This is a genomic window from Sphingomonas sp. LR59 (genome assembly GCF_036855945.1).
Classification (GTDB): domain Bacteria; phylum Pseudomonadota; class Alphaproteobacteria; order Sphingomonadales; family Sphingomonadaceae; genus Sphingomonas.
Map to the genome: position 1 here is coordinate 3891275 of NZ_JASPFL010000001.1, position 12660 is coordinate 3903934.

A 12660-nucleotide genomic window follows, 5' to 3' on the forward strand; every position below is an offset into this window, starting at 1 on the left:
GGTACCGAGCCGCATGCCTAGCGCAGTTATCCCGCCTCTCTCGTCATCCCAGCGAAAGCTGGGATCTCACTGTTTGTGTTGTACCGCGTACCAACAGAAATACCCCAGTTTTCGCTGGGGTGACGGGCGTTGGGAGTTGTCCCGCGTCGAGTAATATGATGGCCGACTGTCACCAGCAAGAGGGCACAGATCTCTGGCTTGCGATTGTCCTTGAGGCTCATGCCGGATGACACGCGTAAGTTCGAGCTTGCCTGATCCGCGGCATCCGCCAGAATGAAAAGCGAACATCGAGGAATGACATGCGCGGACAGGTTTTAGGCGTCGATCCCCGTACGGGCGAAGGGCTCGTTGCGGGGCAGGACGGGCAACGCTACAGGTTTGCGCCGGAGGATTGGGCGCATCGCGGTGAACCGGCGATCGGCATCGAAGTCGATTTCGAAGCCGCCAACGACCGTGCGCTCAGCGTCTTCCCGATGCCGACCGCGCCTGGCCCGCGTCGCGCGGTGCCGCCAGCCGCTGTCGTCCCGGCAAACGACCGCAACAAATATGTTGCTGCAGTCATGGCGTTCGTGATCGGCACGCTCGGCATCCACCGCTTCTACCTCGGCAGGACGGGCTCGGGGATCATCATGCTGGTGCTGACCATCACCGTGGTCGGCCTCGTGATCAGTGCACCCTGGGCGCTGATCGACATGATCCGGTATCTGATGATGTCCGACGAGGAATTCGCGGCGCGGTATCCGCGCACGCGGTAGCCGCCGTCGATCTGGTGAATCAGACGCCGTCTGATCCTCCCCCGCCAGGGGGAGGTGGCCGGCTCTTGCCGGACGGAGGGGGAGGTAAGCGATAACCTCGGCTCCGTGTCCTCCCCCTCCGTCACCTTCGGCGACACCTCCCCCGTGCGGGGGAGGATCGATAGAGCCGCCATCACTTGGTGCGAATGACGACGCCGCGTGCGCTCCACTCGGACCGGGTCTCGCAGATCGTCTCGGGCAGCGTCTTGTCCGCCTTGCGACCCAGAATAGTGCGCGGCATGCAGACGCGGCTGGTGTCGTCCTTGAAGACGCTCGCGGGCATGGTGACGGAAATCGGCTTGTCACCGGCCGCGAATGCGGGAGCGGAGGCGCCACCTAGCATGACGATGCTCGCTACCAGAAGAGCGGCAGGGCGGAACGAGAGGGACTGGAACATGGAATGCCTTTCACAGAAAATGACGCCGAACTGCGCCATGACTGTGTCACTGCATTAATGATGCCAAACACCTAAGCGCCTGGGATCGCGTTATTTAATTGGAATAGTCAGATTTCTGACAAGGCTAGCGAGCCGAAATGCAGGGTAGGCCACCAGATATTGGCGGATCTCGCGCTGCTCCTCTAGGGGCGGGCGGGCCGATGGATCAGAAGGCGGTGATGACCACCCCGACCACCAGCGCTTGAGCCGCGATCGCCAGCATGGTGCTGGTCACGGTTTCGAACATGCGCATGGGTAGGTCTCCGATGCCGGAAACATATCCGGCAAGGGCGATATGGCTATAGTTGCGCGTTGTCGCAATTTTGTAACACGTAATCGCAATTGCGTTGCGTGCATGTTGGCGCAGTCTCGGAGTCGCCCACCGTCCAGCTCATTCGTCATCCTGACGAACGTCAGGATCCAGAGCCAAGCAGGACGACGTTGCATTACTCTGGATCCTGACTTTCGTCAGGATGACGGGCTAGGGTCAGGCCGGTGTTCCTCAGGCCGCGCCGAACACTCGCGCGAAGATTGTGTCGACGTGCTTCAGATGATAGCCGAGGTCGAACTTGTCCTCGAGTTCGGCATCCGACAGCGTTACTTCGGGATCCGCCTTCAGCAGTTCGAGCAGCGACAGCGCGCCATCCGAGTCCCACACCTTCATCGCGTTGCGCTGGACGAGGCGATACGCGTCCTCGCGGCTCACCCCCGCCTGCGTCAGTGCCAGCAGCACGCGCTGCGAATGGACGAGGCCGCCCATCTTGTTGAGATTCTTCAACATCCGCTCGGGATAGACGACCAGTTTGTCCATCACCCCGGTCAGCCGTGCGAGCGCGAAGTCGAGCGTGATCGTCGCGTCCGGCCCGATGTACCGCTCGACCGACGAGTGCGAGATGTCGCGCTCATGCCACAGCGCAACGTTCTCCATCGCGGGCGTGACGTAGCCGCGGACCATGCGGGCGAGCCCGGTGAGGTTCTCGGTTAGCACCGGGTTGCGCTTGTGCGGCATTGCCGACGAGCCCTTCTGGCCGGGCGAGAAGAACTCCTCCGCCTCAAGCACTTCGGTGCGCTGCAGATGGCGCACTTCGGTCGCGAGCCGCTCGATCGAGCTGGCGATCACGCTCAGCGTCGCGAAGAACATCGCGTGGCGATCACGCGGGATGACCTGCGTCGAGACCGGCTCGACCGACAGGCCGAGCTTGCCTGCAACATACTCTTCCACGAACGGATCGATGTTCGCGAACGTGCCGACCGCGCCCGAGATCGCGCAGGTCGCGACGTCCTCGCGCGCCGACACCAGCCGCGCGCGGTTGCGCGCGAACTCGGCATGCGCCTGCGCCAGCTTCAGCCCGAACGTCACCGGCTCGGCGTGGATGCCGTGGCTGCGACCGATCGTCGGCGTCATCTTGTGTTCGCGCGCGCGGCGTTCGAGCACCACCAGCAGCGCGTCGAGATCGGCGATCAGGATGTCGCTCGCCTTGGCCAGCTGTACCGCGAGGCAGGTGTCGAGCACGTCCGACGAGGTCATGCCCTGGTGCATGAAGCGCGCCTCGGGGCCGACATGCTCGGCGACGTTGGTCAGGAAGGCGATGACATCGTGCTTGGTCTCGCGCTCGATCTCGTCGATCCGGTCGACCTCGAACGCGCCCTTTTCCCAGATCGCGGCGGCGGCTTCCTTGGGCACCACGCCCAGTTCGGCGAGCGCGTCGGTGGCGTGCGCCTCGATCTCGAACCAGATCTTGAAGCGCGCTTCGGGCGTCCAGATCGCGACCATGTCGGGGCGGGAATAGCGGGGGACCATGGGTTTCCTCGGGGCTGGTGAATGGCACGGTTCGTCGCGTGCTCCCCTCGGGAGACGCCTGCGGAGCGCCTAGCAGGCCATCGACGGGGGTACAAACTGCAATGCGTTCGGCCTATATCCGTTGCCGGCGATCATCGTTTTGCAGCATCCGATCAGTATCGATGAGGATGTGGCGGTGATGATCGAGTAAAGACTTCGAAGTATCGATGGAGAATGGCAATGCTTAAATATGCTCTGCTCGCAGCGACGATGACGATTGCTGCACCAGCTCTCGCGCAAACCACCGCGACATCGCCGCAGACTGCGCCGACCGCCATGCCAGGCTCGGCCGATCCTTCGATGTCGCCCGCCCAGACCGCGCCGAGCCAAACTTCCGCACCCGCGCAAACCGCTGAGGCGACGCAGCCCGCGAGCGGCACTCAGGTCGCGCAGGTCGTCGACAGCGAATTCCCGACCTACGACACGAACAAAGACGGCAAGCTCAGCACGGTTGAGTTCGCCGCATGGATGGTCGCGCTGAAGACCAAGACCGATCCGACCACCAAAGCAACCGCGCCCGAAACCAAGAAATGGGTCGCTGCCGCGTTCGCACAGGCCGATACCGACAAGAACAAGTCGCTGTCGAAGCCGGAACTGACCAGCTTCCTGTCGCAGGGCTGATCGTTCGCTTCCGGATCTACGCCATAGAAAAGGCCGCCTGGTTCGCCCGGCGGCCTTTCGCTTATGGGCTCAGATCGCGCCGGTCCGCATGATCGACAGGAACCGCACGCGGACCTGATCCGAGGCGCGCGACATCAGGCGCTGCATCCGGATATCGTAGACATCGACGGCATCGATCGTGCGCCGATGCGCCATCGAGACAGCGGGAATGGGCTGATTGGACAAAAATCCCCACGCACGCCGACTGATATGGCCCTTGTTTGGCCTTGGACGAGGATGGCAGAGCGGATTGGATGTCGTAATTCAGTACGACATAGGACCGCTGGCCCGAAGATGACGCGACGGTCAGCCAGCCTTGCGCGCTGCATGTTCCTTGTCAGCCAGGGTCATCGTCAAAATCTGGCCCTGCGCTTCGACCGCCGCTTCGAGAAGCCGGTCGGATGTCTCGACTGCAGCATCAGGTGTCAGCGATACCGCAACGCCGTCCGGCCCATCGACCAGGACCTGGCCGTGTTCCGCGGTCACGGTCGAGGGTTCGTCGTGTAACTTGTTGTCCACATGAAATTCCTTCGGACGGACAACGAAGGCGCGGGGAAACGTCCCGCCTTTCCCGAAACTATCTAGTTGCGTCAGATTAATCCCTGGGCACGCAGGCTGACATGGCCGCCGGTGCCCATCACGATATGGTCATGGACGGTGATGCCGAGCCGCTTGCCCGCCTCGGCAATGGTCCGCGTGATGTCGATGTCGGCGCGGCTGGGGAGGGGTCTCCGCTCGGGTGGTTGTGGACGAGGATGATCGAGGCCGAGCCAAGGTCGATCGCGCGGCGGATGACTTCGCGGACATACACCGCGGCTTGGTCGATCGAGCCCTTGCTCATCACCTCGTCGCGAATCAGCATGTTCTTCGTGTTGAGATGCAGCACGCGGAAGCGCTCGATCGCGTGGTGCGCCATATCGGCCCGGAGATAATCGAGCAGCGCCTGCCAGTTGGCGAGCACCGGGCGGTCGCTGACGTGCGATTGCAGCAGACGGATCGCGGCGGCGTGCGCGATCTTGATCGCCGCGGTCGAGATCTCGCCCATGCCCTTCACCCGGCCGAGCGCCTCGGCATCCGCGGTCAGCACGCCGCCGATCCCGCCGAACTCGCGCATCAGCGCCTTGGCGAGCGCCTTGGTGTCGCCGCGGGGGATGGCGATCGCGAGCAGATATTCGATGAGTTCGTGATCGAGCAATGCGTCGCTGCCGCCCTCGAACAGGCGTTTGCGGAGGCGGCCGCGGTGGCCCTTCAGATCGTCCCCCCGGACGTCAGCGTCTTCGTCCGGATCAGCCATTTTGCGATGCTAGCACATCCCTGGGCAATTGCATGACGCCCTCGCTCCCGCCTATGCAGGCCGCGAAAGCGTAGCGGAGTGAGTGGGTGACCGAGACGAGCGAGACGGGGGCCGACCCCGGGGCCCATCCTCGCCGTCCTGCGACTGCCCGCCGCGTTGCGCTGGGGATCGCGCTGCTCCTGATCGCCGCGCTGGTCGTGCTGTGGCTGGTACGGAAGCCGATCGCCGAGGGGTTCATCGACCGCGAACTCGCCAAGGCCGGCGTGCCTGCGCGCTACGACATCGCCGACCTCGCACTGGGTGGCCAGCGATTGACGAATGTCGTGATCGGCGATCCGGCGCATCCAGATCTCGTGGCGGACTGGGTCGAGACGCGGACCGGCGTCGGGCTGTCCGGGCCGTACCTGGAGGGCGTACGCGCAGGGAAGGTCCGGTTGCGCGGGCGGCTGGTGGACGGGAAAGTGTCGCTCGGCGCGATCGACAGGCTGCTGCCAGCGCCGTCGGGCAAGCCGTTCGCATTGCCCGCGCTTGACGTCGCGGTTGCGGACGGGCGGATGCGGCTGGAGACTCCACAAGGGGTCGTCGGGTTGAAGCTGGCCGGCTCCGGCAAGCTCGACGACGGGTTCCGCGGTACGCTCGCAGCGATCAGCGAGCGGCTCGATGTCGGCGGGTGCGTGATCGATCGGCTCGCGGCGACGGTGAAGTTGCGGATCGATGCGGCGAAACCGACGGTCACGGGGCCGGTGCGCGTATCGCGGCTCGCCTGCGGTACGACGCAGGCGGAGCGGATCGTGGCCGATCTCGACGTTGGCCTCTCCGCCGCGCTCGATCGCTGGCAGGGCAAGGCGACGCTCAAGACTGGCGCGGCACGGACGCCGGGTGCGACTTTGGCCGGTGCTGGGGGAACGATCGACTTCACGGGAAGCGCGGCGGCGACCGGCGGCAAGGCGAACATCGCCGCTGATACGGTTCGCACTACCGAGGGCGGCGCGCGGCGGGTTGCGCTCGCGGGCACCTACCGGATCGGCCAGCAGATCGCGTTCGACGGGCGCGTCCAGGCGAGCGGCGCCGCGGTGGCGCAGAAGCGACTCGCGGGGCTGGCAGGCATCGGTGGTGCGGCCGCGGCGACGCCCGTAGCGCCGTTGGTGAGTGCGGTGACACAGGCGATTCAGAACGCCAGCCGCGGATTTGCCGCGGACGCCGACCTTCGCGTGCGGATCGATGGCGGACGCGGCAAGGCGATGCTGTCCCGTCTCGCGCTGGCCTCCGCCAGTGGTGCGCGCGTGGCGCTCGGCGGCGGGAGCGGCGTCGCGTTCGGCTGGCCGAATGACGGGGTGCGGCTCGACACGGTGCTCGCGATGCGCGGCGGCGGCTTGCCCGAGGCACGAGTGTCGCTCGCGCAGGCGAAACCCGGGGCGGCGATCCGCGGCGTCGCCACCATCGCGCCCTATGCGGCCGGTGGCGCGCGACTGGCGCTGACTCCCGTCACCTTCAGCGCGACGCCGGGCGGGGCAACCTCGATCGCGACGCGCGTCACGGTTGCGGGACCGATCGGTGCGGGCGGTCCCGCCAACCGGGTCGATGGTCTGTCGATGCCGGTTGCGGCGCTTTGGGACGGTCGCGGGCGGCTGGTCGTCAACACCGGTTGCGTGCCTTTGGCAGTCCAGCGCTTTGCGATCTCCGGGTTGGTGCTCGATCCTTCGCGGTTGACCTTGTGCCCGCTCGACGGTGCACTGGTGCAGATCAACGGCACGCGGGTCAGCGGTGGCGCGAAGATCGCTGCGGCCAAGCTGGGTGGGCGACTCGGCACGACCCCGATCACGCTCGCGACCGCGGGAGCGACCGTGCGGCTGGCGGATCGCGGCTTTGCGATCGACGGCGTGCAGACCCGGATCGGCGCGCCGGAACGTGTCACGCGACTCGATTTCGCCACCGTCACGGGGAGCATGACCGGGCAGGGCGTGACGGGCGCGTTCACGGGTGGCTCGGGACATATTGCCAACGTGCCACTGCTGCTCGGCGAAGCCGCCGGCGACTGGACGCTCGTCAAAGGCGCGCTCAACCTCACCGGCGCGATGGGGGTGTCCGATGCCGCGCCGACGCCGCGGTTCAAGCCGCTTGCTGCCCGCAGCGTTACGCTCGCGCTCGTCAACGGCACGATTACCGCGGCGGGCACGCTGTTCGAGCCGACCACCAACACCAAGGTCGCTGACGTCACGCTGACCCACGCGCTCGGCGCGGGGGCAGGCAAGGCGAACCTCGCCGTCCCCGCGATCGCGTTCGCCAAGGACAGTCTGCAACCCGACGCACTGACCCCACTGACCTTCGGTGTTATCGCCGACGTCAACGGATCTGTCAGCGGCGAGGGGCACATCGCCTGGAACCCCGACGGCGTGACCAGCACCGGCGTATTTCGCACCGCCGGCACCGATCTCGCCGCCGCATTTGGTCCCGTCACGGGCATCGCCACCGAGATCCGCTTCACCGACCTGCTCAACCTACAGAGCGCGCCGGGGCAGATCGCGACGATCCGCACGCTCAACCCCGGCATCCCGGTCACCGACGGCACGATCCGTTACCAGACGCTGCCCGGCGCGCGCGTGCAGGTCGAGGGCGGGTCGTGGCCGTTCGCGGGCGGATCGCTGACGCTCGACCCGACCTTGCTCGACTTCTCCGCGCCGAAAGAGCGACGGATGACGTTCCACGTCGTCAACATGGCCGCCGACCAGTTCCTGCAACAGTTCGATTTCAAGAATCTCGATGCGACCGGGATCTTCGACGGCGTGTTGCCGATGATCTTCGACGAAACGGGCGGCAGGATCGAAGGTGGCGATCTCCAGGTGCGCAAAGGCGGCGGCACGCTCGCCTATGTCGGCGATCTCAGCCAGAAGGATCTCGGCATGTGGGCGAACATCGCGTTCCAGGCGCTGAAGTCGCTGCGGTATCAGTCGTTGCGCGTCGGCATGAACGGGCCGCTCGCGGGCGAGATGGTCACCGACGTGCGCTTCGCCGGGATCAGCCAGGGCGAGGGGGCGAAGTCGAACTTCATCGTCCGGCGGCTTCAGAAACTCCCGTTCGTGTTCAATATCCGGATCAAGGCGCCGTTCCGCGGGCTGCTCGATTCGGCGCAGAGCTTCTACGATCCGAAGCGGCTGATTCAGCGCAACCTGCCGGCCTTGCTGCAACAGCAGGCCGCGCCGCCGCCGCCCAACCCAACGCCCAAACTTCCAACCATTCAGCCCCCGCAAGCAGGATCGTGCCATGACCGAAACAGGATTGAAGAAGCCGGAGCAAAGGCCGATCTTGCGTAGGATGACGAGGACGATCGCGATTATCGGGCTGTTGGCCGCCCTGCCGGGCTGCATCAACGTGTCGGCGCCCGACAAGCCGATCGAGATCAACCTCAACATCAACGTCACGCAGGAAGTGGTCTATCGTCTCGATGGCGAGGCGAAATCGTTGATCCAGCAGAATCCGGGGATATTCTAAGATGAAGACCAAGGTCCTTATGATGGTTGCCGCAGCGGCGGCTCTCGGTGGCCTGTCTGTCGCGGCAACCGCGCAGCGCGACCCGGCCTATGCCGCGGCGCGCGCAGGCGGCGAGGTCGGCGAGCAGCCCGACGGCTATCTGGGGCTGGTCGGTGCGGCGAGCGGCGATCTGCGTGCGCTGGTCAACAACATCAATATCCAGCGCAAGTCGGCGTACACGGCAAAGGCGCAGGCGAGCGGTGCGACGGTCGAGCAGCTTGCGTTCACGAGCGGCTGCAACCTGATCATGCAGACCAACCCCGGCGAGAAGTACAAGACGCCGAACGGTGTCTGGAAGACCCGCACCGCCGGCGCCCCCGAGCGCGATTCGCGCTGCGTTTGAGCAACTCGGGTAAAGGTGCGACGCTTTCCTAGTTCGTCATCCTGGGCTCGACCCAGGATCCAGAGCCAAGCACGGTTCGCTTGTGGCTCTGGATCCTGACTTTCGTCAGGATGACGGGCTGGGCATCCGTTGCCATCCTGCTACCTGGCGCCAGTAACCCAACCCGACATTAATGACGCCCGTGTCACACCGGTTGACTTGCACCCCCCTTTTCTAAACGGACCGCGCCTTGGCGGGATCGCTCGTCGCTGCTTGCTTCCTCCCCGATGCGAAATCAGGTGGAGGAATGTGCGTGGCGGAGATCGAACCCGGACAGGACCCCCAGGGTGTTGAAGATCCGCGACTTTCCGCGCTCGATGAGCGATTGCGAGAGGCGCAGCATCGGGAAACGCTCGCAAAGGGGCAGAAGGGGGCGGATGCCGAGCGGGGGTACTCGCAAGGCAATCGCGTCATTTCCGCTCTGATCGGGAGTCTCGTCGGCAGTGCGCTGATCGGGTGGTTGATAGACCATTGGTTCGGCACTGGCCCTTGGGGGCTGATCGTGCTGCTGTTCCTCGGGATAGCGGTCGCGTTCAGGCAGATCATTCGAATTTCAGGCGAACGCCCGGAGTAACCGGGCGTTTGTCGTATCAAGACGGCAGGGATTCCACGTGGCGGCAGAACAGGGCGGCAAGATCGATCCGATGCACCAGTTCCTGATCGAGCCGGCGTTCGGCTCGCACTGGATCGTAGGTGGTTACGACCTGTCCTTCACCAACTCCGCATTGTGGATGGTGGTGACGCTGGTCGCACTTTGGGCGTTCATGATCGGTGGCATGAAGCGCGAGCTCGTGCCCGGTCGCTGGCAGATGGCGGTCGAAGGCTTCACCGGCTTCATCTCGGGCATGCTCGAGCAGAATGTCGGCCCCGGCGGCAAGCGCTTCGTGCCTTATGTCTTCTCGCTGTTCATGTTCATCCTGTTCGCGAACATCATCGGCTTGCTGCCGTTCGGCATCGTCCCCGGCGTGCATCCGTTCACCGTGACCAGCCACATGACCGTCACCGGCGTGTTGGCGCTGATCAGCTTCGCGATCGTGCTGCTCGTCGGCTTCGGCAAGCACGGCTTCCACTTTTTCGCTGTTCGTGCCGAGCGGCACGCCCGCACTGATGATCCCGTTGATCTTCGTGGTCGAGCTGATGTCGTTCCTGGTGCGTCCGTTCTCGCTCGGTCTGCGACTGTTCGTGGCGATGACCGCGGGGCATATCCTGCTCAAGGTGCTCGCCGCGTTCGTGATCAACGGTCTCAATCTGGGCGGCGTGTATATCGGTCTGGTGACCGCGCCGAGCATGTTGCTGATGATCGGCATCACGCTGCTCGAGCTGCTGGTCGCCGCGATCCAGGCCTATGTGTTCGCGTTGCTGACGTCGGTCTATCTGAACGACGCGGTCAATCTCCACTAAGTGGGGCAGCCTTCACCAAGTTTTCCAATACCTAACTGATTTTCAAGGGAGTTTTACCATGGACGCACAAGCAGCAAAGATGATCGGTGCCGGCCTCGCAGCGATCGGCATGGGCCTCGCAGCACTCGGCGTGGGCAACGTGTTCGCGCAGTTCCTCGCCGGCGCCCTCCGTAACCCGGGCGCAGCAGACAGCCAGCAGGGCCGTCTGTTCATCGGTTTCGCAGCAGCCGAGCTTCTGGGTCTGCTCGCATTCGTCACGATGATCATCCTCGTGTTCGTCGCCTAACAACTCGCTGAACTGGCCGGGTGACCGCGCCCGGCCGTTTCACGAAGGACCGACATGCCCCAGATTTCCCAGATAGCCGCTACCTACGCCTCGCAGATCTTTTGGCTGCTCCTCACCTTCGGCATCCTGTATTTCGGGATCGGCAAGGGAATGGTGCCAAAGATAGTGTCCAACGTGGACTCGCGCGAAGGCCGAATCGCGGGCGATCTGGCGGCGGCGGTCGCTGCTCGTACGCAGGCCGATACGGTCCAGGCGAACTGGCAGGCCGAAATGGACGCGGCGCGCGTCGCGGCGCAGGCCGAGACCGCGGCAGCAGCCAAGCGTGCGGCGACCGCGTTCGAGCAGCAGGTCCACGCGGCCGACGCCGAACTCGCCGAGCGTCTGGGTCATCACGATCTGGCGGTAGCCAACGCCAAGGCCGAGGCACTCTCGAACTTGCAGGGTGTCGCCGCCGAAGCAGCACAGCAATTGGCCGCCAAGGTCGCCGGCCTCCAGGTCAGCCTGGACGCGGCGACCGACGCGGTACGCAGGACGACGGCGCATGGCTAATCCAGATTCGGCCGCAAAGGTCATCCACGAAGAGGGCATGGCGCCCGAAGGTGCGATCGACAACCAGGGCCTCCAGGGTCACACGACCGCGCCCGGCGGCGTCGAGCATGTCGCAGATCCGACTGCGCTCGGCCTGACCTCGACCGGCTGGGTCGCGGTGGCGATGATCGTCGTCATCCTGCTGATGATCTGGAAGAAGGTTCCAGGGATGATCGGCAAGATGCTCGACACGCGCATCGCCGGCATCCGTACGCAGCTCGACGAAGCCAAGGCGCTCCGTGCCGAAGCCGAAGCGATCCGCACCGAGTACGAGGCGAAGGCCAAGACCGCGCACGTCGAAGCCGAAGCCATGAAGGCCCACGCGCACCACGAAGCCGCGGCGATCATCGCCAAGGCGAAAGCGGGCGCAGAAGACCTGATGACGCGCCGCGCGAAGATGGCCGAGGACAAGATCGCCGCCGCCGAACGCGCCGCGATCGCCGAAGTCCGCGCCCGCGCTGCCGATGCTGCGGCGAAGGCTGCCGGCATCTTGATCGCCGAGCACCACGATGCCGCCGCCGACCGCATGATGGTCGACCGCTCGATCTCGGGCCTCGCCCGCCTGAACTAAGCGCCGCTGACGCATGACACTGTTCCCCCGCGAAGGCGGGGTCCAGGGTTGCAAGCGTTATCCTGCGAGATCCTGGACCCCGCCTCCGCGGGGGAACGGAAAAAGCGCTTAGTGCGCTAAACCTCTCCAATATTGACGGCCGTCTCTTCCCGGGTTTCCGGCGGCCGAGTCTCCAATCTGAGCCCGTTGGAGAACATTCATGTCCTGGCTCATCCTCGCGGTCGCCGTCGTCACCGAAATCTGTTGGGCGCTCAGCCTCAAATGGGCGGCCACCATCGCCACGTGGCAGGCCTCCAGTGTCCCGATCGTCCTGAGCTTCGTCAACATGGGCCTGCTCGCGCTTGCCATGCGCGGCCTCCCCGCCGGCACCGCCTATGCGATCTGGACCGGCGCGGGCGCGATCGGCGTCATCATCGGCGGCGTCATCCTGTTCGGCGACAAGGTCAGCGGCATCCAAGCCTGCTTCATGGCCCTGACCGTGGTCGGCATCGTCGGCACCAAGGTTTTCGCGCAGGCCTGACACACCGCGGGAGCGCCCAGGAAGGGCTTCCTACAGGCCTTCTGCCTGTCCATCTGTCTGGGGCCGCCACTGCAGTACGCAAGGCGGCCTTGCGGCTATCCCACACGACTCGACGAGGTGCGTCCACCGAACGAAGCGGCGGCGGTCGGATGATGCTCTCTGCAAGACTCGGCGCTGGGCCTGCGTAAGATTCGTCCGGGGCGGCCGTTCGAGAGCGATCAACGTCCTGGTCTTCCCGTCAGCGCATGCCGGCTCATCCACCTGAACAGTTGCGATTTGAAACTAGGGTTTGCTGTCTGCCACTATGTGGCGGTTTGGAGACACAATGTTCAAAAATCGGTTTCCGTATGCGGAAATTGC

Annotated in this window: 14 protein-coding genes and 2 pseudogenes; 11 read left to right on the forward strand and 5 right to left on the reverse strand. The window is 64.9% G+C overall.

Going from position 1 to position 12660, the window contains the following annotated elements:
* Nucleotides 1-299 precede the first annotated feature (299 nt).
* Nucleotides 300-755 carry a TM2 domain-containing protein gene (locus QP164_RS18330; protein ID WP_333924041.1) on the forward strand — a complete coding sequence of 152 codons (456 nt, stop codon included), beginning with the start codon at nucleotides 300-302 and terminating at the stop codon, nucleotides 753-755.
* Nucleotides 756-927: 172 nt separating this feature from the next.
* On the opposite strand, the gene QP164_RS18335 is transcribed toward QP164_RS18330, so the two are convergent.
* Both QP164_RS18335 and purB read right to left on the reverse strand, forming a co-directional pair.
* Complete coding sequence (locus QP164_RS18335) at nucleotides 928-1191, reverse strand: hypothetical protein (protein ID WP_132737596.1); 264 nt, start codon at nucleotides 1189-1191, stop codon at nucleotides 928-930.
* Between the two features lie 541 nt (nucleotides 1192-1732).
* Complete coding sequence (purB, locus tag QP164_RS18340) at nucleotides 1733-3031, reverse strand: adenylosuccinate lyase (RefSeq protein WP_333924042.1); 1299 nt, start codon at nucleotides 3029-3031, stop codon at nucleotides 1733-1735.
* 219 nt (nucleotides 3032-3250) lie between these two features.
* On the opposite strand from purB, the gene QP164_RS18345 reads away from it, so the two are divergent.
* A complete protein-coding gene (locus QP164_RS18345; protein WP_333924043.1) occupies nucleotides 3251-3691 on the forward strand; it encodes an EF-hand domain-containing protein in 441 nt (146 codons plus the stop codon).
* A gap of 69 nt (nucleotides 3692-3760) precedes the next feature.
* Here the strand turns inward: QP164_RS18345 and QP164_RS18350 are convergent, their stop codons facing one another.
* The 3 genes and pseudogenes from QP164_RS18350 to radC form a co-directional block, all read right to left on the reverse strand.
* The gene (locus QP164_RS18350) at nucleotides 3761-3886 is read right to left on the reverse strand and encodes a hypothetical protein (RefSeq protein ID WP_279388895.1); all 126 of its coding nucleotides are present in this window, start codon (nucleotides 3884-3886) and stop codon (nucleotides 3761-3763) included.
* Between the two features lie 150 nt (nucleotides 3887-4036).
* The gene (locus QP164_RS18355; RefSeq protein WP_132737606.1) at nucleotides 4037-4249 is read right to left on the reverse strand and encodes a hypothetical protein; all 213 of its coding nucleotides are present in this window, start codon (nucleotides 4247-4249) and stop codon (nucleotides 4037-4039) included.
* Between the two features lie 71 nt (nucleotides 4250-4320).
* Nucleotides 4321-5024, reverse strand: a pseudogene (radC, locus tag QP164_RS18360) (RadC family protein).
* An 86-nt stretch (nucleotides 5025-5110) separates the two neighbouring features.
* Between radC and QP164_RS18365 the strand changes: the two are divergent.
* The 9 genes and pseudogenes from QP164_RS18365 (at nucleotide 5111) to QP164_RS18405 (ending at nucleotide 12300) form a co-directional block, all read left to right on the forward strand.
* Nucleotides 5111-8335, forward strand: a complete 3225-nt coding sequence (locus QP164_RS18365) for a YdbH domain-containing protein (RefSeq protein WP_333924044.1) — start codon at nucleotides 5111-5113, stop codon at nucleotides 8333-8335.
* A 1-nt stretch (nucleotide 8336) separates the two neighbouring features.
* A complete protein-coding gene (locus QP164_RS18370; RefSeq protein WP_132738250.1) occupies nucleotides 8337-8513 on the forward strand; it encodes a YnbE family lipoprotein in 177 nt (58 codons plus the stop codon).
* A gap of 1 nt (nucleotide 8514) precedes the next feature.
* Nucleotides 8515-8895 carry a YdbL family protein gene (locus tag QP164_RS18375; RefSeq protein WP_093399745.1) on the forward strand — a complete coding sequence of 127 codons (381 nt, stop codon included), beginning with the start codon at nucleotides 8515-8517 and terminating at the stop codon, nucleotides 8893-8895.
* A gap of 286 nt (nucleotides 8896-9181) precedes the next feature.
* Nucleotides 9182-9508 (forward strand): AtpZ/AtpI family protein, encoded by a 327-nt coding sequence (locus tag QP164_RS18380; RefSeq protein ID WP_056055408.1) that lies wholly within the window; start codon nucleotides 9182-9184, stop codon nucleotides 9506-9508.
* 70 nt (nucleotides 9509-9578) lie between these two features.
* Nucleotides 9579-10335, forward strand: a pseudogene (locus QP164_RS18385) (F0F1 ATP synthase subunit A).
* Nucleotides 10336-10393: 58 nt separating this feature from the next.
* Complete coding sequence (locus QP164_RS18390; protein ID WP_055873230.1) at nucleotides 10394-10621, forward strand: F0F1 ATP synthase subunit C; 228 nt, start codon at nucleotides 10394-10396, stop codon at nucleotides 10619-10621.
* A 54-nt stretch (nucleotides 10622-10675) separates the two neighbouring features.
* Nucleotides 10676-11170, forward strand: coding sequence for a F0F1 ATP synthase subunit B family protein (locus QP164_RS18395; RefSeq protein WP_056065115.1), 495 nt, complete (start codon nucleotides 10676-10678; stop codon nucleotides 11168-11170).
* Between the two features lie 37 nt (nucleotides 11171-11207).
* On the forward strand, nucleotides 11208-11780 hold the full coding sequence (locus QP164_RS18400; RefSeq protein WP_435368373.1) for a F0F1 ATP synthase subunit B family protein: 573 nt from the start codon (nucleotides 11208-11210) through the stop codon (nucleotides 11778-11780).
* Between the two features lie 199 nt (nucleotides 11781-11979).
* Nucleotides 11980-12300: a DMT family transporter gene (locus tag QP164_RS18405; protein ID WP_093399741.1), complete on the forward strand. Its 321-nt coding sequence runs from the start codon at nucleotides 11980-11982 to the stop codon at nucleotides 12298-12300.
* Nucleotides 12301-12660: the final 360 nt, after the last annotated feature.